This is a genomic window from Achromobacter sp. 1012554356, assembly GCF_059760815.1.
In genome coordinates this window covers 89,564-109,236 of sequence record NZ_JCBANC010000001.1, presented here as the reverse complement: position 1 = coordinate 109,236, position 19,673 = coordinate 89,564, and the positions used below count along the sequence as shown (strand labels likewise).

Below are 19,673 nucleotides of genomic sequence, written 5' to 3'. Positions count from 1 at the left end.
TGCACCGTTTCAGGCCCTTGGATCAGTGTGGCAAACCACCTGCCCCAAAGACAGCCAATATCGGCGCGGTTGTTGCTGCGTCCCCATATTCATGCACTATGACGGAGCACTGATTTAATTGGGGTCGCACCCTCTTTGTTTCTGTTGCGCCCTACTGCCGTCGGGGGTATTGTCCGACTCCTGCACTGCAACATTAGACGCAGGCCCACTGCGGAGCGCGCCATGCCCCAAATTACCAAGACCGAATCCTGTCCCACCTCCAAGGCAGTACCCGTCGATGCCAGCCGCATCGGCCTGCCTTCGGCCCAGGGCCTGTACAACCCCAAGAACGAACATGATGCCTGCGGCGTCGGCTTCGTTGCCCACATCAAGGGCAAGAAAAGCCACGCGATCATCCAGCAGGGTCTGAAGATTCTGGAAAACCTGGACCACCGCGGCGCGGTCGGCGCTGACAAGCTCATGGGCGACGGCGCGGGCATCCTGATCCAGATCCCCGACACGCTGTACCGCGACGAACTCAGCCAGCAAGGCATCATCCTGCCCCCGCCCGGCGAGTACGGCGTGGCCATGGTGTTCCTGCCCAAGGAAACGGCCTCGCGCCTGGCCTGCGAACAGGAACTCGAGCGCTCGGTGCGCGCCGAGGGTCAGGTCGTGCTGGGCTGGCGCGACGTGCCGGTGGATGTCGACATGCCCATGTCGCCCACCGTGCGCGACTGCGAACCCGTGATCCGCCAGCTGTTCATCGGCCGCGGCGCCGACGTGATGGTGCCGGACGCGCTGGAACGCAAGCTGTACGTCATTCGCAAGACCGCCAGCCACGCCATCCAGAACATGCACCTGGCGCACGGCAAGGAATACTTCGTGCCCTCGGCCTCGGTGCGCACCGTGGTCTACAAGGGCCTGCTGCTGGCCGATCAGGTTGGCCGCTACTACCGCGACCTGGCCGACACCCGCACGGTGTCCGCGCTTGCGCTGGTTCACCAGCGTTTCTCGACCAACACGTTCCCCGCCTGGCCGCTGGCTCACCCGTACCGAATGATCGCCCACAACGGCGAAATCAACACGGTCAAGGGCAACTTCAACTGGCTGCGCGCCCGCGAAGGCATGATGCAGTCGGCCGTGCTGGGCGACGACCTGAAGAAGCTGTACCCGATCGTCTATGAAGGCCAGTCGGACACCGCGACGTTCGACAACTGCCTGGAACTGCTTGTGAATTCGGGCTACTCGCTGGCCCACGCCATGATGATGATGATCCCGGAAGCCTGGGAACAGCACACGCAGATGGACGAAAGCCGCCGCGCTTTCTACGAGTACCACGCCGCCATGATGGAGCCGTGGGACGGCCCGGCAGCGGTCGCGTTCACCGATGGCCGCCAGATCGGCGCCACGCTGGACCGCAACGGCCTGCGTCCCGCCCGCTATCTGGTCACCGATGACGACATGGTCATCCTGGCCTCGGAAGCCGGCACGCTGTCGATTCCCGAAAACCGCATCGTCAAGAAGTGGCGCCTGCAGCCGGGCAAGATGTTCCTGATCGACCTGGAACAAGGCCGCATCATCGACGACGCCGAGATCAAGCTGCAACTGGCCAACAGCCGTCCGTACCGCCAGTGGATCGAACGCCTGCAGATCAAGCTGGAATCGCTGCCCGCGCCGCGTCAGGTCGCCGTCGCCACGCAATCGTCCGTGTCGCTGCTGGACCGCCAGCAGGCGTTCGGCTGGACCCAGGAAGACTACAAGTTCATCCTGGAACCCATGGCCGCGAGCGGCGAGGAAGTCATCGGCTCGATGGGCAACGATGCCCCGCTGGCCGTGCTGTCGGACCGCGCCAAGCCGTTCTACAACTATTTCCGCCAGTTGTTCGCGCAGGTCACGAACCCGCCGATCGACCCGATCCGCGAACAGCTCGTGATGTCGCTGGTGTCCTTCATCGGTCCCAAGCCGAACCTGCTGGACATCAACAACGTCAACCCGCCGCTGCGTCTGGAAGTGTCCCAGCCGGTGCTGGACTTCGCCGCGATGGCGCAGATCCGCGACATCGACCAGGTCACGGGCAAGAAATTCCGCAGCTTCGAGCTGGACATCACGTATCCCGCCGCCTGGGGTCCCGAAGGCATCGAAGCCCGCGTGGCGGCCCTGTGCGCGCGCGCCGTCGACGCGGTGCGCAGCGGCTACAACATCCTGATCGTGTCGGACCGCCTGGTCGACAGCGAGCGCGTGGCCATCCCCGCGCTGCTGGCCACCTCGGCCGTGCACCAGCACCTGATCCGCGCCGGCCTGCGCACCAACACGGGTCTCGTCGTCGAAACCGGCTCGGCCCGCGAAGTGCACCACTTCGCGCTCCTGGGCGGCTACGGCGCCGAAGCCATTCACCCCTACCTGGCGCTCGAATCGCTGGGCAAGATGAATGACCCCGAAAAGGCCGTGAAAAACTACATCAAGGCGCTGGGCAAGGGCCTGAACAAGGTCATGTCCAAGATGGGCATTTCCACGTACATGTCGTACACCGGCGCGCAGATCTTCGAAGCCGTCGGCCTGCAGAGCGCCCTGGTGAACAAGTACTTCACCGGCACCGCCTCCAACATCGAAGGCATCGGCATCTTCCAGGTCGCCGAGGAAGCGCTGCGCCAGCACCGCGCCGCCTTCAGCGCCGACCCCGTGCTTGCCAACGACCTGGACGCCGGCGGCGAATACGCCTATCGCGTCCGCGGCGAAGAGCACATGTGGACGCCGGATTCGATCGCCAAGCTGCAGCACGCTTCCCGCGCCAACAACTACCGCACGTACAAGGAGTACGCGCAGATCATCAACGACCAGAGCCGCCGTCACATGACGCTGCGCGGCCTGTTCGAGTTCCGCTTCGACCCGTCGCGCGCCATTCCGCTGGACGACGTCGAGCCGGCCAAGGAAATCGTCAAGCGCTTTGCCACCGGCGCCATGTCGCTGGGTTCGATCTCGACCGAGGCCCACTCGGTGCTGGCCGTTGCCATGAACCGCATCGGCGGCAAGTCCAACACCGGCGAAGGCGGCGAGGACGAACTGCGCTACCGCGCCGAAATGCGCGAAGGCAAGAGCACCATCAAGGACGGCGACACGCTGGCCTCGGTGCTGGGCACGGACCGCATCGAAGCCGACGTCGAACTCAAGAAGGGCGACTCGCTGCGTTCGAAGATCAAGCAGGTCGCCTCGGGCCGTTTCGGCGTGACCGCCGAGTACCTGTCGTCCGCCGACCAGATCCAGATCAAGATGGCGCAGGGCGCCAAGCCCGGCGAAGGCGGCCAGTTGCCCGGCCACAAGGTGTCGGAATACATCGCCAAGCTGCGCTACTCGGTGCCGGGCGTGGGCCTCATCTCGCCCCCGCCGCACCATGACATCTACTCGATCGAAGACCTGGCGCAGCTCATTCACGACCTGAAGAACGTCAATTCCAAGTCCTCGATCTCGGTCAAGCTGGTGTCCGAAGTCGGCGTCGGCACGGTCGCCGCGGGCGTGGCCAAGGCCAAGGCCGACCACGTCGTGATCGCCGGCCATGACGGCGGCACGGGCGCATCGCCGGTGTCGTCCATCAAGCACGTGGGTACGCCGTGGGAACTGGGTCTGGCAGAAACGCAGCAGACGCTGGTGCTGAACCGCCTGCGCAGCCGCATCCGGGTGCAGGCCGACGGCCAGATGAAGACCGGCCGCGACGTCGTCATCGGCGCGCTGCTGGGCGCTGACGAATTCGGCTTCGCGACCGCGCCGCTGGTCGTCGAAGGCTGCATCATGATGCGCAAGTGCCACCTGAACACCTGCCCGGTGGGCGTGGCCACGCAGGATCCCGCGCTGCGCAAGAAGTTCCAGGGCAAGCCCGAGCACGTCGTGAACTTCTTCTTCTTCATCGCCGAGGAAGTCCGCGAAATCATGGCCCAGCTCGGCATCCGCAAGTTCGACGACCTGATCGGCCGCGCGGATCTGCTGGACATGCGTTCGGGCGTCGAGCACTGGAAGGCGCAAGGGCTGGACTTCACCCGCGTGTTCCACCAGACGGTGTCCGACGCCGAAGTGCACCAGACCGAAGAGCAGGACCACGGCCTGGCCGGCGCGCTGGATCACCTGCTGATCGAACGCAGCAAGCCCGCGCTGGAGCGTGGCGAGAAGGTCTCGTTCATCGTGCCGGTGCGCAACCGCAACCGCACGATCGGCGCAATGCTGTCCGGCGCCGTGGCCTCGCGCTACGGCCATGACGGCCTGCCCGACGACACCATCCACATCCAGTGCAACGGCACCGCCGGCCAGAGCTTCGGCGCGTTCCTGGCGCACGGCATCACGATGGACCTGGTGGGCGAAGGCAACGACTACGTGGGCAAAGGCCTGTCCGGCGGCCGCATCATCGTGCGCTCGCCCAACGACTTCCGCGGCTTCGGCCCCGACCACATCATTGCCGGCAATACCGTGCTATACGGTGCGCTGGCAGGCGAGGCGTTCTTCAACGGCGTGGCGGGCGAACGCTTTGCCGTACGCAACTCGGGCGCGGCCACCGTCGTGGAAGGCACCGGCGACCACGGCTGCGAATACATGACCGGCGGCACTGTCGTCGTGCTGGGTTCCACCGGCCGCAACTTCGCGGCGGGCATGTCCGGCGGCGTGGCGTACGTCTGGGATCCGGACCGCACGCTCAAGCATCGCGTGAACCTGTCCATGGTGGAACTGGAATCGGTGGTGCCGCATGCCGAGCAGCAGTCGCTGAACAACATCGACATCTGGCACAGCGCGCAGCGTGGTGGCGAACGCGAGACGGACGAGTCCATCCTGCGCCGCCTCGTGGAAGACCACTTCCGCTACACCGGCAGCTACCGTGCCCGCGAAATCCTGGGTGACTGGGAAGCCTCGCGCGGCAAATTCGTGAAGATCATGCCGACGGACTACCGCCGCGCATTGGGTGAAATGTGGCGTGCAGCCAACCCGCAACAACTGGCTGCGTGAGGGATACCATGGGAAAAATCACTGGATTTATGGAATTTCAGCGTCTGCAGGAGGCCTCCGAGGCCCCGCAGAAGCGGCTGAAGAACTGGCGCGAATTCGTGCTGCACCTGACGGACGATCAGGCCAAGCAGCAGGCGGCGCGCTGCATGGACTGCGGCATTCCGTTCTGCAACAACGGCTGCCCGGTCAACAACATCATCCCGGACTGGAATGACCTGGTGTACAAGCAGGACTGGCGCCGCGCGCTGGACGTCCTGCACTCCACCAACAACTTCCCGGAGTTCACGGGCCGCATCTGCCCGGCGCCCTGCGAAGCCGCCTGTACCTTGAACATCAACAGCGACGCTGTCGGCATCAAGTCCATCGAGCACGCGATCATCGACAAGGGTTGGGCCGAAGGCTGGGTGGCGCCGCAAGTGCCGGTGCGCAAGACGGGCAAGAAGGTCGCCGTCGTGGGCTCGGGACCTGCCGGCATGGCGTGCGCGCAGCAACTGGCGCGCGCGGGCCACTCGGTGACCCTGTTCGAAAAGAGCGACCGCATCGGCGGCCTGCTGCGCTACGGCATTCCCGACTTCAAACTCGAGAAGCACCAGATCGATCGCCGCATCTCGCAGATGGAAGCCGAGGGCGTGGAATTCGCGCCGTCGACCTACGTCGGCGATCCGAAGGATCCCGTGGCCGATGGCCTGACCGTGCGCACGCCGAAATCGCTGATGGCCGAATTCGACGCCGTCGTGATGAGCGGCGGCTCCGAGACGCCGCGCGACCTGCCGGTGCCGGGCCGTGAGCTCGACGGCGTGTACTTCGCCATGGACTTCCTGCGCCAGCAGAACAAGGCCGTGGCCGGCGACCGCCTCACCAACCAGACGCTGGCCAAGGGCAAACACGTGGTGGTGATCGGCGGTGGCGACACGGGTTCCGACTGCGTCGGCACCAGCAACCGTCACGGCGCGGCGTCGGTCACGCAATTCGAACTGATGCCTCAGCCGCCCGAGTCCGAAAACAAGACCATGACGTGGCCGTACTGGCCGCTGAAGATGCGCACGTCGTCCTCGCACGAGGAAGGCTGCGAGCGCGACTGGTCCGTGACCACCAAGCTGCTCAAGGGCGCCAACGGCAAGGTCGAAAAACTGGTCGGCGCGCGCGTCGAATGGTTCAAGGACGACGCCACCGGCCAGATGAAGATGCGCGAGGTCGAGGGCTCCGAGTTCGAGATCAAGGCCGACCTGGTGCTGCTGGCCATGGGCTTCGTGTCGCCCGTGCAGAACGTGCTGGACGCGTTCGGCGTGGATCGCGATGGCCGCGGCAACGTGCGCGCCAACACCGACGACTACCGCACCAATGTGGAAAAGGTCTTCACCGCCGGCGACATGCGCCGCGGCCAGTCCCTGGTCGTGTGGGCCATCCGCGAAGGCCGCCAGTGCGCACGCTCGGTCGATGCCTATCTGATGGGAAGCAGCGAACTGCCGCGTTGATCGCATCACGACCTATGAACGCCGTCGGACGCCTTGCGCGCCGGCGGCGTTTTTTTATTTGTCGTTGCGGTTAACCGCAGCTGTTGCGGCATAACCACTCTTCGAAAACGGTCTTTTCACGATTTGACACACGTCAAGCACGGGGACGGGGCGGTCTGAGAACCTGTCGTCTCACCCCACACGGAAAGATCGGAGAAGAAAATGTTTTCGCTGAACGGGCGTATCCGCGCCACCGCCATTGCCGGTTTGATCGCTGCCGGCGCCTTTGCCGCCCCCGCCCACGCCCACGAAGCCGGCGACGTGCTGTTCCGCGTCGGCGTCACGCAAGTCCGCCCCTCGCAAAACAATGGCACGGTGCTCGACGGCAGCGTCAAGCTGGGTGTGAGCAACAACGTGCGCCCCAGCTTCACCCTGGCCTACATGGCCACCCGCAACATCGGCATCGAACTGCTGGGCGCCTGGCCCTTCCAGCATGACGTCAGCGGCAGCAACCTGGGCAAGATCGGCTCCACCAAGCAATTGCCGCCCACGCTCAGCCTGCAATGGCACATCCTGCCCGACAGCATGATCCAGCCGTACATCGGCGTCGGCATCAACTACACCCACTTCTTCGACACCAAGGGCGAAGGCGCGCTGAAGGGCTCGAACCTGAAACTGGGCGATTCCTGGGGCGTGGCCGCGCAACTGGGCGCGGACATCAAGATCAACGATCGCTGGTTCATGAACGCCGACATCCGCTACATCGACATCAAGTCGAAGGTGACGCTGGACGGCGAACGCGTCGGCACCGCGCGCATCGACCCGTGGGTGGCCACCGTGGGCGTTGGCTACCGTTTCTGATCGCTGACCTGAAGATGCGCGCGGCCTCGCGCGCATCGCTCAAGCCTGCGGCGGCGCCAGCCAACTGCGCAGGGCCTGCAACGCCGGCGTGTCGTCGTCGGCGCGCCAGACCAGCTGGGTAAGCGCCTGCCCATGAGGCCCGGACAACTCGCCCACGCGCACTGTCTGCTCCGCCCCCAGCACCGCCAGCACCGAGCGCGGCACGATTGCCACACCGGTCCCGGCAGCCACACACGCCACAATGGCGTGATACGACGCAAATTCCATCACCTTGCCGGGCGCAATGCCCTCCTGGTTCAACCACGACTCCAGGATGCGCCGGTACGAGCAGCCCGCCGCAAAGGCGATGACGCTGCGGTTGCCCAGGTCTTTTGGACTGCCGATCGGATCCCACGCCAACGGCGAGATCAGCGCCAATTCCTCCTTGAACGCATCCATTGCCGCCAGGCCTTCCGCAGGGAAAGGCTGCGCCACGAAAGCGGCCTCGATCTCGTAATTGCGCACCTTGGCGGCCAATGCGCCTGACGTGCCGGTCACCAGTTCAATGCGTACCTGCGGCCAGGCCGCGTGATAGGCCGCCAGGATGGGCGGCAGGCGGGCGGCCGCCGTGCTTTCCATGGTGCCGATGCGCAGCACGCCCTGCAGGGCGCCTTCCCGGACGGCCGCTTGCGCCTCGTCGGACAGGCGCAGCAGGCGGTCGGCGTACGACAGCAGCACGCGGCCCTGGTCCGACAGCACCAGCCGGCGGTTCTGCCGGCGAAAAAGCGGCGTTCCCAGCGAGGATTCCAACTGCTTCAGGCGCGTCGACACATTGGACTGCACCCGGTTCAGATGCGCGGCGGCGCGCGCCACGCCCCCCTGATCCGCCACCGTCTTGAAAATCTGCAGCGCGTCGAGATCCAAGTTTCTCATTTTGGGAACTCACGTTCTTAATAATTCACTATTCAAGATATTAGTACAGCCGTAGAGTAGGCTCCATGTCAACGCCTGCTAACCCTTCCCCCCACCCCTCGGCCAGCGCGGCCAGCCTGGCCTGGCCCGCGGCGCTTGCGCTGGCGGCGGCCATGGGCATCGGCCGCTTCGCCTTCACGCCCGTCTGGCCGTTGATGGCGCAGGAGTCCGGCCTGTCGCTGGCACAGGGCGGCTGGATGGCTTCGGCCAACTACGCGGGGTATCTGTTGGGCGCGCTGGCGGCGATCGTCTGGCCCGTGCGCCGGCTGCGCGCCACGCTGGCGGCCAGCCTGGCCGCCGTGGCCGCGCTGACGCTGGCCATGCCGCTGCTGCACAGCGTGGCGGGCTGGTCGGTGCTGCGGCTTGCCGCGGGCTATGCCAGCGCAAGCGCGTTCATCTGCGTGGTCGCATGGCGGCCGGTGCCCGCCGCCGACCCGCGCGAGGCCACGGCTTCGGCGGTAACGTATGCCGGCGTGGGCGCGGGCATTGCACTGACGGGACTGGCCTGTCTGGCCCTGATGGCCTGGGGCGCAAGCGCTGGCGTGACCTGGACCGCGCTGGGCGGCCTGGCGCTGGCGCTGTCCGTGGCCGCGTGGCCCGGGCTCAGCCGGCAATCGCCGCCGGTCCGCCGGGCGGCCGCCGACGCGCCGCAAGCCCGCCTGCCGCGCGGCATCGCCGCGCTGTCGCTGCACTACGGCGTCTTCGGGGTCGGCTACATCATTCCCGCCACCTTCCTGCCGGCCATGGCCAAGGAGATCTTTCCCGACCCGGCGATCTTCGGCTGGGCGTGGCCGCTTTTCGGCATGGCCGCGGCGCTGTCCTGCCTGCTGGTCCCGCGGCTGGCGCGCGGCCGCGACGACAGACAGGTGTGGCGCGGCGCGCAGGCGCTGATGGCGGCCGGCATGCTGACCGTGGCGCTGTGGCATCACATCGCTGCCGTGATCGTCGCGGCGCTGCTGGTCGGCGGCACGTTCATGGTGATCACGCAGGCGGGCATGCTGACCGCCCGCCGCCTGTCGGGACCGGCGGCGCCCCGGGCGGCGGCCATCATGACGGCGGCGTTCGCGGCCGGGCAGATTCTGGGGCCGTTGCTGGCCTCGTGGGCCGCGCGCTGGGGCGCGGGCCTGCCGCAGGTGCTGGCGGCCAGCGCGGCGCTGCTGGCGGTGTCGGCCTGGGCGCTGGGAAAAGTCACGACAGATGGCAATGGCGCTGGGCATAATGCCATCGGCCCTTCGGGCCAACCCCACAGCAATTAGAAAGCAGGTAAAGAGGAGTCCCCAGCATGAAAGCACTACGCCCCCTGATCGCCGCCCTGGCCGCCACCGCCACCCTTGGCGGCGTTGCCCAAGCCCAGACCGGCGAGTGGCCCGCCAAGCCCGTCACCATGATCGTGCCCTACGCGCCGGGCGGCTTTGCCGACACCCGCGTGCGCCTGTTGGCGCGCAAGCTGGGCGAATCGCTGGGCCAGCCGGTCGTCGTCGAGAACAAGGCGGGCGCAGGCGGCGTGGTCGGCACCAATCTCATCGCCAAGGCGGCGCCGGACGGCTACACGATCGGCACGGGCAACCTGGCCCCGATGGCGGTCAATCCGTCTCTGATGAAGGAAATGCCCTACAACCCGCAAAAGGACCTGGCGCCGATCATCCTGATCGAGAACAGCCCGCTGGTCCTGAGCGTGAACAATGAATTGCCCGTCAAGACGCTCGCCGACCTGATCGCGCTGGCCAAGAAAGAACCGGGCAAGCTGACCTTCGGCTCTTCCGGCGTGGGCGGCGCGCATCACCTGTCGGGCGAGATGTTCCGCGAGCAGGCCAACATCGACATCGTGCACGTGCCCTACAAGGGCGGCAGCCTGGCCGCGACCGACCTCATGGGCGGCCACATCGCGATGATGTTCGAAATGGGCTATTCGGCGCTGCCCGCCATCCAGGGCAAGAAGATCCACCCGATTGCCGTTACGTCCGCCAAGCGCCTGGCCGTGCTGCCCGACGTGCCCACCATGGCCGAATCCGGCCTGCCGGGCTTCGAGTCCTACAACTGGCAGGGCATCGTGGCGCCGGCCGGCACACCCGCGCCGATCATCGCCAAGCTCAACGCCGAGTTCAACCGCATCCTGAAGGACCCGGATGTGCAGAAGGCCATTGCCGACACCGGCAGCCAGGCCGGCGGCGGCACGCCCGAGGAATTCGCCGCATTCATCAAGACCGAAAGCGACAAGTGGGCGCACGTCATCAAGGCTGGAAACATCCAGCTTCAATAACCTCCCAGGAGTTTTCCCATGGCTACCCCTTTGATTGAATTGCTCAAGCTGACCCATCCCATCATCCAGGCGCCCATGGCGGGCGGCGCCACCACGGTGGACATGGTGGCCGAGGCATCGAAGGCGGGCGCCCTGGGATCGCTCGGGGGGGCCTACATGACGCCCGAACAGATCGAAGCGGCCGCCGAAGCGATCCGCGCCCGCACGGATCGCCCGTTTGCCATCAACCTGTTCGCCTCCGTGCCGCACGAGCCCATGCAGGGCGATGCGAGCAGGATGCTGGCCCTGATGGCGCGGTACCACGAGCAACTAGGCCTACCCGCGCCCGAGGCCCCCGGCCCGCAGGCCGACCCGCTGCCGGGCCAGCTCGAGGCGGTGCTGCGCATCCGGCCCGCCGTTCTCAGCTTCACCTTCGGCCGCCTGCCGGCCGCGGTTTTGGCCCGCTGCCGCGAGCTGGGCATCCTGACCGTGGGCACGGCCACCACCGTCCGTGAGGCCCAGGCGCTGGAGCAGGACGGCGTCGACGCCATCGTCGCGCAGGGCGCGGAGGCGGGCGGCCACCGCGGCACCTTCCTCGATGCATTCGAGGCGTCGTTGATCGGCACGATGGCCCTGGTCCCGCAGGTGGCGGACGCCGTCTCGGTGCCGGTCATCGCGTCGGGCGGCATCATGGACGGGCGCGGCATCGCGGCCGCCCTGGCGCTGGGCGCTGACTTCGCGCAAATGGGGACGGCCTTTCTCACCACGGACGAGTCCGGCGCCAGCGACGCCTACAAGGCCGTCGTGTCCGCCTCCCGCGCCGAACAATCCCGGATCACCCGTGCCTTCTCCGGCCGCCCGGCGCGCGGCATCGCCAATGCCTTCATGCAGGACGCGGACGCCCTGGGCAGCGATATCCTGCCGTACCCCCTCCAGAATGCGCTGACGCGCCCCATGCGCACCGCCGGAGGCAAGAGCGGCAACATCAATGTCCTGTCCCTGTGGGCCGGCCAAGGCGCGCCGTTGGCACGCAGGGAGTCCACGGCGGAACTGATCCAGCGGCTGGCCCGGGAAACGGCGGCGGCGCAGGCGCGTCGCTGAGCGCTCGCGGCGGCTCGGCCCGGGAGTGGGTGTCTGACACCCGGGTGAGGGGCATGTGAGCTGGGACCGCGCTTCAAGGGTGTCAGACACCCATGGAGCAATGCCAACGCCTGCCAGCGCCAACGCGGGCACCGCCAGATTGTTCCTGAAGCCGAAAACACTGTTCCACGCGCGGTGGCTTCAATTGTGATTGCACAGCGTCGGGCTACAATGGCGCCTCGCCGCCGGGAGCGAACGCTTACGCTTGTCCCCGGCTCTGAGTAACAGGGCGCTTCCCGACGCAGCCTGTCTTGTCCGCGCCGGCCAGGTTCTCGGTCCCGCGTGTCGACACGACAGCAGGGCAAGCTCCGCCGCCGAAACTCCCTTTCGTTGCCCATGCCCGCTCAAACCAGCAGCACCCCGGAATTCGCCCTGCGCCTGGAAGGTGTGGCGCTTGGCTACGGTGATTTCACCGTCTTGCGCGATATTTCCATGGACGTCCGGGCCGGCCAAGTGGTGGCGGTCATGGGTGGCTCCGGGTCCGGCAAGACCACGCTGCTGCGCGCGGCCACCGGCCAGATCACCGCCCAGCAGGGCCGAGTCCTGGCGTTTGGCCAGGATATCGGCACGGCCTCCCGCGCCGACGTGCAATCCCTGCGCAAGCGCATGGGCGTGCTGTTCCAGCAGGGCGCGCTGTTCACCGACCTGAACGTCTTCGAAAACGTGGCCTTTCCGCTGCGCGAGCACACGCGCATCGGCGAGGCCGAACTCACCGACCGGGTGCTCGACAAGCTGGATGCCGTCGGCCTGCGCGCCGCCGCCCACCTGAAGGTCTCCGAAATCTCCGGCGGCATGGCACGGCGCGTGGCGCTGGCCCGCGCGGTGGTGCTGGAGCCCGAACTCATCCTGTACGACGAACCCTTCGCCGGGCTGGACCCGATCTCGCTGGGCATCACCGCCCGCCTGATCCGCAGCCTTGCCGACCGGCTGGGCTGCGCCTCGGTGCTGATCACCCACGACGTGCAGGAATCGTTTGCCATCGCGGACCAGGTCTACCTGGTGGGCCGTGGCCAGCTGGCCGCCGCCGGCACCCCGCAAATGCTTGCCGCGTCGCCGGACCCCTACGTGCAGCAATTCCTCAAGGGCCAGCCCGACGGTCCGGTCGCGTTCCAGTATCCCGAAACGCCCGCCTTCCAGAAGTGGCTGTCGCAACAGAAAGGGCGCAAAGCATGAGCGCTTCCAATAACGCCATCGCCGGGCTGGGCCACTGGGTGCGCGCCCGCGTCGCCGGCATCGGCTACTTCACCCGATTCTTCTGCGCCATGCTGGCGCGCAGCGGCATCGCACTGTCGCGGCCGCGCCTGGTGTCGCAGCAGGTCCACTTCATCGGCAATTATTCGCTGCTGATCATTGCCGTTTCCGGCATGTTCGTGGGCTTCGTGCTGGGCCTGCAGGGCTACTACACGCTGAACCGCTACGGCTCCGAGGAGGCCCTGGGCCTGCTGGTGGCCCTGTCGCTGGTGCGCGAGCTGGGTCCTGTGGTCACCGCGCTGCTCTTCGCGGGCCGTGCGGGCACCTCGCTCACGGCCGAGATCGGCCTGATGAAAGCGGGCGAACAGCTATCGGCCATGGAAGTCATGGCCGTCGACCCGATACGCCGGGTGCTGGTGCCGCGCCTGTGGGGCGGCATCATCGCCATGCCCATCCTGGCGGCGGTGTTCTCCATGGTGGGCATCCTCGGCGGCTGGGTCGTGGGCGTGCTGCTCATCGGCGTGGATGCGGGCGCCTTCTGGTCGCAGATGCAGAACGGCGTCGATGTATGGAAAGACGTCGCCAACGGCGCCATCAAGAGCGTCGTCTTCGGCGTCACGGTGACGCTGGTGGCGCTTTATGAAGGCTGGCAGGCCAAGCCCACTCCCGAAGGCGTTGCCCGCGCCACCACGCGTACCGTGGTCGTGGGCTCCCTGGCGGTACTCGGGCTGGACTTCCTGCTCACCGCCTTGATGTTTGGAAATTGATACGGATCGATCATGTCACGCGAAAAAACCGACTTCTGGGTAGGCCTGTTTGTATTGCTCGGCGCGATCGCGCTTGGATTCCTGGCGTTGCGCGCCGGCAACTTGAGCACGTTTTCCTTTGCCCCGACCTATACCGTGACCGCCAACTTCGATAACGTAGGCGGCCTCAAGGTGCGCGCGCCGGTCAAGAGCGCCGGCGTGGTGGTGGGCCGGGTCACGGGCATTTCCTTCGACGACAAGACGTTCCAGGCGATCGTCTCGGTCGATCTGGAAACGGCCTACCAGTTCCCCAAGGACTCGTCGGCGTCCATATTGACCTCCGGCCTGCTGGGCGAGCAATACCTGGGCCTCACCGCCGGCAGCGAAGAAGATAACTTTACCGACGGCGGAAAAATCCGCTATACACAAAGCGCCGTGGTCCTGGAGCAGCTGATCAGCCAGTTCCTGTATGGGTCGGCGGAAAAGCAAGGCACGACCGCCGCGCCGGAATCGGCCCCGAAGGCGCAGGATTAAAGGCGCGGCACCATCAAGCCGTTACAACGCTGCGTCTCGCCGTCGCGATAACAAAAGAATTGTTGATAGGGATACCCGGATCATGAATAAGAAAGCTATTTCCCGAATTGCCACCGTCGCAGCGGCGGGCGCGCTGATGGCCGGTTGCGCCGCCCCGAAGAATCCGGACCCGCGCGACCCCTGGGAAGGCTTCAACCGCGGCGTCTACCAGTTCAACGACACGGTCGACCGCGCGGTGTTCAAGCCGGTCGCGCAGGCCTACACGTTCGTGACGCCGCAGCCCGTTCGCAGCTGCATCCACAACATCTTCAGCAACGTCGGCGACCTCTGGTCCGGCACCAACAGCTTCCTGCAGGGCCGCGGCCACGACTTCGTCAACACGCTTGGCCGCTTCCTTTTCAACACGACCATGGGCGTGGGCGGCTGCTTCGACGTCGCCTCGGCCAATGGCGCGCGCAAGATCCCCAACGACTTCGGCACCACGCTGGGCGTCTGGGGCTTCAGCCAGGGCCCGTACCTGGTGCTGCCGTTCTTCGGCGCCTCCAGCGTGCGCGACGGCGTCGGCCTGGTCGGCGACCTGTATGGCACCACCTACGGCTACATGGGCGTGGACTCGATCGACAACGTCCGCCTGCGCAATTCGCTGTGGGGCCTGCGCATCGTCGACACGCGCGCCAACCTGCTCGACACCACCGACACCATCGACCGCGTGGCGCTCGACCCGTACAGCTTCGTGCGCGACGCCTTCCTGCAACGCCGTGCCGCCATGGTGCTGGGCCACCGCGTCGATGACGAAGGCTCGCTGCCCAACTACGAAGACGACGGCGACGACACCCCCGCCGCGCCTGCGCCGGCCCCCGTGCCTGCGCCGCAACCCGCGAACAAGTAAGCTGAGGCCTTGCGCTTTCGGTACTGAAGGAGATTTGATGCGATTTTCCGTTCCCTCCCTGTTGCAGCGGCTGATGTTCGCGGGCCTGCTCGGCCTGTCCGCCGCCACGGCCGCGTCGGCCGCACAAGCCAAGCCGGATCCCAACGGCCCGCCCGAACAATTCGTGCTGGCTGCCGCCAACGAGGCCCTGGATGTCCTGAAGGCTGACGGCGCGGTCCGGGCCGGCAACACCGCCCGCATCAACCAGGTCGTCGACCAGCACATCCTGCCGTACGTCAACTTCCAGAAGACCACGCGCCTGGCCGCCGGCCGCTACTGGCGCCAGGCCTCCGAGCAGCAGAAAACCGCGTTGGCCGAAGCCTTCCGCGGCACGCTGATCCGCACGTACAGCGGCGCGCTGACCCGCGTCACGTCCAGCACCACCATCACCGGCCTGCCGTTCCGCGGCGATCCCAAGGCCGACGACGTGGTCGTGCGCACGCTGATCAGCCAGTCCAACAGCCAGCCGGTGGGCGTGGATTACCGCCTGGAAAAGACGCCGCAGGGCTGGAAGATCTACGACATGAACGTCGAAGGCATCTGGCTGATCGAGAACTACCGCAACCAGTTCGCCCAGCAGATCAACCAGAACGGCATCGACGGCCTGATCCAGGCGCTGAACCAGCGCAACAAGTAAGAATCCGCTCAGGCTCAGCTCGGCCCGGCGCGCCCCCTCGGGGGTATGCCGGGCCGATTATTTTGGGGACGTAACACCCGCCGGCCCCATCGCCACCGGGGCCATCCCCGGCTCCCGCCACATCGCGCTTATATAATGGTCAATTCGCTCTTTTCGGGCCATATCCCCCCGTCATGTCCGCCGTCAGCCTAGAAAACGTCTCCAAGATCTACTCGCCGCGCCAGCGCGGCTGGCAGAAGCTGCTCGGGCGCACGCCCCGTCCGGGCTTTCAGGCACTGGACAACGTCAGCCTGAATATCGAGCACGGCGAATTCTTCGGCCTGCTCGGCCCCAACGGCGCGGGCAAGACCACGCTTATTTCCATTCTGGCGGGCCTCGCGCATGCCACTGCGGGCCGCGCCACCGTCTGTGGGTACGACGTCGTGGCCGACTACAAGTCGGCGCGGCGTGCGCTGGGCGTCGTGCCGCAGGAATTGGTCTATGACCCGTTCTTCACCGTGCGCGAAACGTTGCGCATTCAGTCCGGGTATTTCGGCCTGCGCAAGAACGACGACTGGATCGACGAGATCCTGTTCAACCTGGGCCTGGCCGACAAAGCCAATTCCAACATGCGCGCGCTGTCGGGCGGCATGAAGCGCCGCGTGCTGGTGGCGCAGGCGCTGGTGCACCGGCCGCCTGTCATCGTGCTGGACGAGCCGACCGCGGGCGTGGACGTGGACCTGCGCCGCACGCTGTGGGAGTTCATCTCGCGGCTGAACCGGGCCGGTCACACCATCATGCTGACCACGCATTACCTCGAAGAAGCCGAGGCGCTGTGCAATCGCATCGCCATGCTCAAGGGCGGGCGCGTCGTGGCGCTGGACACCACCCAGGCCCTCCTGGCCCGCGTGGGCGGCGTGGACCTGGAAGACGCCTTCGTGCGCATCATGCACCAGGACGACGAGCCCGGCGCGCGCGCCCTGCAACCCGAAGAGATCTCATCATGACCCAGCCCGCCACGTCTGCCGGCCAGCCGCTGGTGCAGCCCCGCCTGGACGCGGGTTCCGGCTTTCCGACCCTGCTTCGCAAGGAATTGCTGCGCTTCTGGAAGGTCAGTTTCCAGACCATCGCCGCGCCCGTCATCACGGCGCTGCTGTACCTGCTGGTCTTTGCCCACGTGCTGGAAGGGCGCGTCACGGTGTACGGCACCGTGCCCTACACGTCGTTCCTGATCCCGGGGCTCATGATGATGAGCATGCTGCAGAACGCGTTCGCGAATCCGTCCTCGTCGCTCATCCAAAGCCGCATCACCGGCAACCTGGTCTTCATGCTTCTGCCGCCGCTGTCGCACCGCGACATCTTCGGCGCCTACGTGCTGGCCGCGATCGCGCGCGGTCTCGCGGTCGGCCTGTGCGTGTGGGCCGTGGCGCTGTTCTTCGTGCCACTGACGCCCGCGCATCCGCTGTGGGTGCTGGTCTTTGCCGTGATGGCGTGCGGCATCATGGGCACGCTGGGGCTGGTCGCGGGCCTGTGGTCCGAGAAATTCGACCAGCTCGCGGCCTTTCAGAACTTCCTGATCATGCCGGCGACCTTCCTGTCCGGCGTGTTCTATTCCATCCATACGCTGCCGCCGTTCTGGCAAAGCGTCTCGCACTGGAACCCCATCTTCTACACCATCGACGGATTCCGCCACGGATTCTTCTCGGTGTCGGACGTCTCGCCCTGGCACAGCCTGGCGGTGGTGACGGCGGTGTTCCTCGCGCTCTCCGCTTACGCGCTGCGGCTTCTGTCCAGCGGCTACAAACTCAGGAACTGACGTCCATGCTTCCCACTCCCGCGCAAGTCCGCCAATACATCGCTGACGGCCTGCCCTGTGAACATCTCGACGTGCAGGGCGACGGTTCGCACTTTGACGCCGTCATCGTCAGCACAGCCTTCGAAGGCAAGCGCCTGATCCAGCGTCACCAGCTCGTCTACGCTGCGCTGGGCGACCGCATGAAGGCCGAGATTCACGCCCTGTCGATGCGCACTCTGACCCCGGCCGAATACCAGAAAGCGGGCGAATGATGGACAAGCTACGCATCACCGGCGGCGCGCGGCTGCACGGCGAGATCTCGATCTCCGGCGCCAAGAACTCGGCGCTGCCGATCCTGTGCGCGGGCCTGCTGACTGCCGACACGCTGGTTCTGTCCAACGTGCCGCGTCTGAACGACACCGGCACCATGCTGCGTCTCCTGGCCCAAATGGGCGTGCGCGCCGAGCGTGCGGACGACGGCGTGGTCACGCTGCAGGCCGGCAACGTCGACAGCCTGGAAGCGCCGTACGACCTGGTCAAGACGATGCGCGCGTCGATCCTGGTGCTGGGCCCGCTGGTCGCACGCTTTGGCGAGGCCCGCGTCAGCCTGCCCGGCGGCTGCACCATCGGCCAGCGGCCGGTGGACCAGCACATCAAGGGCCTGGCCGCGCTGGGCGCTGAAATCAGCATCGAGCACGGCTTCGTCGTGGCGCGCGCCAAGCGCCTGAAGGGCGCCTCCATCCGCACCGACATGGTCACGGTCACCGGCACGGAAAACCTGCTGATGGCCGCCGTGCTGGCCGAAGGCCGCACCGTGCTGGAAAACGCCGCGCGCGAACCCGAAGTCGTGGACCTGGCCGAACTGCTCATCAAGATGGGCGCCCGCATCCAGGGCCACGGCACCGACCGCATCGTCATCGACGGCGTCGACCGCCTGCACGGCGCCGAGCACCGCGTCATTTCCGACCGCATCGAAGCGGGCACCTTCCTGTGCGCGGTGGGCGCAGCCGGCGGCGATATCCTGCTCAAGAACGCGGATGCCGGCATCCTGGGCGCCACGCTGGACAAGCTGGCCGAAGCGGGCCTGACCATCGAGACCGGCCCGGACTGGATCCGCGGCGCCATGGACAAGCGTCCCAAGGCCGTGGGCTTTCGCACACACGAATACCCGGGCTTTGCCACCGACATGCAGGCTCAGCTGATGGCGCTGAACGCCGTGGCCGACGGCACGTCGGTCATCGTCGAGACCATCTTCGAAAACCGCTACATGCACGTGCAGGAACTGCGCCGCATGGGCGCCCAGATCGACATCGACGGCCACACCGCCATCGTGCGCGGCGTGCCGCGCCTGTCGGGCGCCACGGTCATGGCGACCGACCTGCGCGCCTCGGCCAGCCTCGTCATCGCCGGCCTGGCCGCCGACGGCGACACGCTGGTTGACCGCATCTACCACCTGGATCGCGGCTACGACCAGATGGAAGTGAAACTGCGCGCCCTGGGCGCGAACATCCAACGAGTTACCGGCAAGGAACAGGCTCAATGAGCAATGCCTCCGTCACCCCCCTGACCCTGGCGCTGTCCAAGGGCCGCATCTTCGAAGAAACCATGCCGTTGCTGGCGGAAGCCGGCATCGACGTTCCGGAGAATCCGGAAAGCTCGCGCAAGCTCATCCTGCCCACCAGCGATCCCGGCCTGCGCCTGATCATCGTGCGCGCCTCCGACGTGCCCACCTACGTGCAGTACGGCGCGGCGGACCTGGGCATCGCCGGCAAGGACGTGCTGATCGAACACGCCAAGGAACAGCCCGGCGGCCTGTACCAGCCCATCGACCTGAACATCGCCAAATGCCGCCTGGCCGTGGCCGTGCGCAACGGCTTCGACTACGAGGCCGCGGTCCACCAGGGCGCGCGCCTGCGCGTGGCCACCAAGTACGTGCAGTCAGCCCGTGAACACTTCGCGGCCAAGGGTGTGTACGTGGACATCATCAAGCTGTATGGTTCGATGGAACTCGCGCCGCTGGTCGGCCTGGCCGACTGCATCGTCGACCTGGTGTCCACCGGCGGCACGCTGCGCGCCAACGACCTGGTCGCCGTGGAAGACGTCATGCCGATCTCGTCGCGCCTGATCGTCAACCAGGCCGCCCTGAAAACCCGCGGCGACCGCCTGCAACCGCTGCTGGACGCTTTCGCAAGAGCCGCCTCCCGCAACGTCTGATTCCCGCCCGCCGCGCCCGGCGCGGCGGCCGATACCGTTACC

Annotated in this window: 17 protein-coding genes; 16 read left to right on the top strand and 1 reads right to left on the bottom strand. The window is 66.6% G+C overall.

The window, feature by feature from the left end:
* Nucleotides 1-222 precede the first annotated feature (222 nt).
* From AC6LJW_RS00515 to AC6LJW_RS00505, 3 genes are all read left to right on the top strand, one after another.
* Complete coding sequence (locus AC6LJW_RS00515; RefSeq protein ID WP_056565560.1) at nucleotides 223-4,962, top strand: glutamate synthase-related protein; 4,740 nt, start codon at nucleotides 223-225, stop codon at nucleotides 4,960-4,962.
* An 8-nt stretch (nucleotides 4,963-4,970) separates the two neighbouring features.
* Nucleotides 4,971-6,437: a glutamate synthase subunit beta gene (locus AC6LJW_RS00510; RefSeq protein ID WP_056565563.1), complete on the top strand. Its 1,467-nt coding sequence runs from the start codon at nucleotides 4,971-4,973 to the stop codon at nucleotides 6,435-6,437.
* A gap of 201 nt (nucleotides 6,438-6,638) precedes the next feature.
* The gene (locus AC6LJW_RS00505; protein ID WP_056565566.1) at nucleotides 6,639-7,277 is read left to right on the top strand and encodes an OmpW/AlkL family protein; all 639 of its coding nucleotides are present in this window, start codon (nucleotides 6,639-6,641) and stop codon (nucleotides 7,275-7,277) included.
* A 39-nt stretch (nucleotides 7,278-7,316) separates the two neighbouring features.
* Here AC6LJW_RS00505 and AC6LJW_RS00500 read toward each other — a convergent pair whose 3' ends face one another.
* A complete protein-coding gene (locus AC6LJW_RS00500; RefSeq protein WP_498086167.1) occupies nucleotides 7,317-8,189 on the bottom strand; it encodes a LysR family transcriptional regulator in 873 nt (290 codons plus the stop codon).
* A 65-nt stretch (nucleotides 8,190-8,254) separates the two neighbouring features.
* Here AC6LJW_RS00500 and AC6LJW_RS00495 point away from each other — a divergent pair, with 65 nt between their 5' ends.
* The 13 genes from AC6LJW_RS00495 (at nucleotide 8,255) to hisG (ending at nucleotide 19,631) form a co-directional block, all read left to right on the top strand.
* On the top strand, nucleotides 8,255-9,484 hold the full coding sequence (locus AC6LJW_RS00495) for a YbfB/YjiJ family MFS transporter (protein ID WP_498086166.1): 1,230 nt from the start codon (nucleotides 8,255-8,257) through the stop codon (nucleotides 9,482-9,484).
* 26 nt (nucleotides 9,485-9,510) lie between these two features.
* Nucleotides 9,511-10,488, top strand: coding sequence for a Bug family tripartite tricarboxylate transporter substrate binding protein (locus AC6LJW_RS00490; RefSeq protein WP_498086165.1), 978 nt, complete (start codon nucleotides 9,511-9,513; stop codon nucleotides 10,486-10,488).
* Nucleotides 10,489-10,506: 18 nt separating this feature from the next.
* Nucleotides 10,507-11,568, top strand: a complete 1,062-nt coding sequence (locus AC6LJW_RS00485; RefSeq protein WP_498086164.1) for an NAD(P)H-dependent flavin oxidoreductase — start codon at nucleotides 10,507-10,509, stop codon at nucleotides 11,566-11,568.
* 375 nt (nucleotides 11,569-11,943) lie between these two features.
* Nucleotides 11,944-12,780 carry an ABC transporter ATP-binding protein gene (locus AC6LJW_RS00480; RefSeq protein ID WP_056565582.1) on the top strand — a complete coding sequence of 279 codons (837 nt, stop codon included), beginning with the start codon at nucleotides 11,944-11,946 and terminating at the stop codon, nucleotides 12,778-12,780.
* Nucleotides 12,777-13,565, top strand: a complete 789-nt coding sequence (mlaE, locus tag AC6LJW_RS00475) for a lipid asymmetry maintenance ABC transporter permease subunit MlaE (protein ID WP_056565585.1) — start codon at nucleotides 12,777-12,779, stop codon at nucleotides 13,563-13,565. Before AC6LJW_RS00480 ends, mlaE begins: the two co-directional genes overlap by 4 nt.
* Before the next feature lie 12 nt (nucleotides 13,566-13,577).
* Nucleotides 13,578-14,078 carry an outer membrane lipid asymmetry maintenance protein MlaD gene (gene mlaD, locus AC6LJW_RS00470; protein ID WP_056565588.1) on the top strand — a complete coding sequence of 167 codons (501 nt, stop codon included), beginning with the start codon at nucleotides 13,578-13,580 and terminating at the stop codon, nucleotides 14,076-14,078.
* 82 nt (nucleotides 14,079-14,160) lie between these two features.
* Nucleotides 14,161-14,967, top strand: coding sequence for an MlaA family lipoprotein (locus tag AC6LJW_RS00465; protein WP_056565590.1), 807 nt, complete (start codon nucleotides 14,161-14,163; stop codon nucleotides 14,965-14,967).
* 37 nt (nucleotides 14,968-15,004) lie between these two features.
* Nucleotides 15,005-15,643, top strand: coding sequence for an MlaC/ttg2D family ABC transporter substrate-binding protein (locus AC6LJW_RS00460; RefSeq protein ID WP_056565593.1), 639 nt, complete (start codon nucleotides 15,005-15,007; stop codon nucleotides 15,641-15,643).
* Between the two features lie 173 nt (nucleotides 15,644-15,816).
* A complete protein-coding gene (locus AC6LJW_RS00455) occupies nucleotides 15,817-16,629 on the top strand; it encodes an ABC transporter ATP-binding protein (RefSeq protein ID WP_105236929.1) in 813 nt (270 codons plus the stop codon).
* Complete coding sequence (locus tag AC6LJW_RS00450) at nucleotides 16,626-17,438, top strand: ABC transporter permease (RefSeq protein WP_056565599.1); 813 nt, start codon at nucleotides 16,626-16,628, stop codon at nucleotides 17,436-17,438. The genes AC6LJW_RS00455 and AC6LJW_RS00450 overlap by 4 nt, the downstream gene beginning before the upstream one ends.
* Before the next feature lie 5 nt (nucleotides 17,439-17,443).
* Nucleotides 17,444-17,689, top strand: a complete 246-nt coding sequence (locus tag AC6LJW_RS00445; protein ID WP_056320382.1) for a BolA family protein — start codon at nucleotides 17,444-17,446, stop codon at nucleotides 17,687-17,689.
* A complete protein-coding gene (gene murA, locus AC6LJW_RS00440) occupies nucleotides 17,689-18,960 on the top strand; it encodes a UDP-N-acetylglucosamine 1-carboxyvinyltransferase (protein WP_498086220.1) in 1,272 nt (423 codons plus the stop codon). The genes AC6LJW_RS00445 and murA overlap by 1 nt, the downstream gene beginning before the upstream one ends.
* Entirely contained in the window at nucleotides 18,957-19,631 is a 675-nt protein-coding gene (gene hisG / locus AC6LJW_RS00435) for an ATP phosphoribosyltransferase (RefSeq protein ID WP_056565602.1), read from the top strand. Before murA ends, hisG begins: the two co-directional genes overlap by 4 nt.
* Nucleotides 19,632-19,673: the final 42 nt, after the last annotated feature.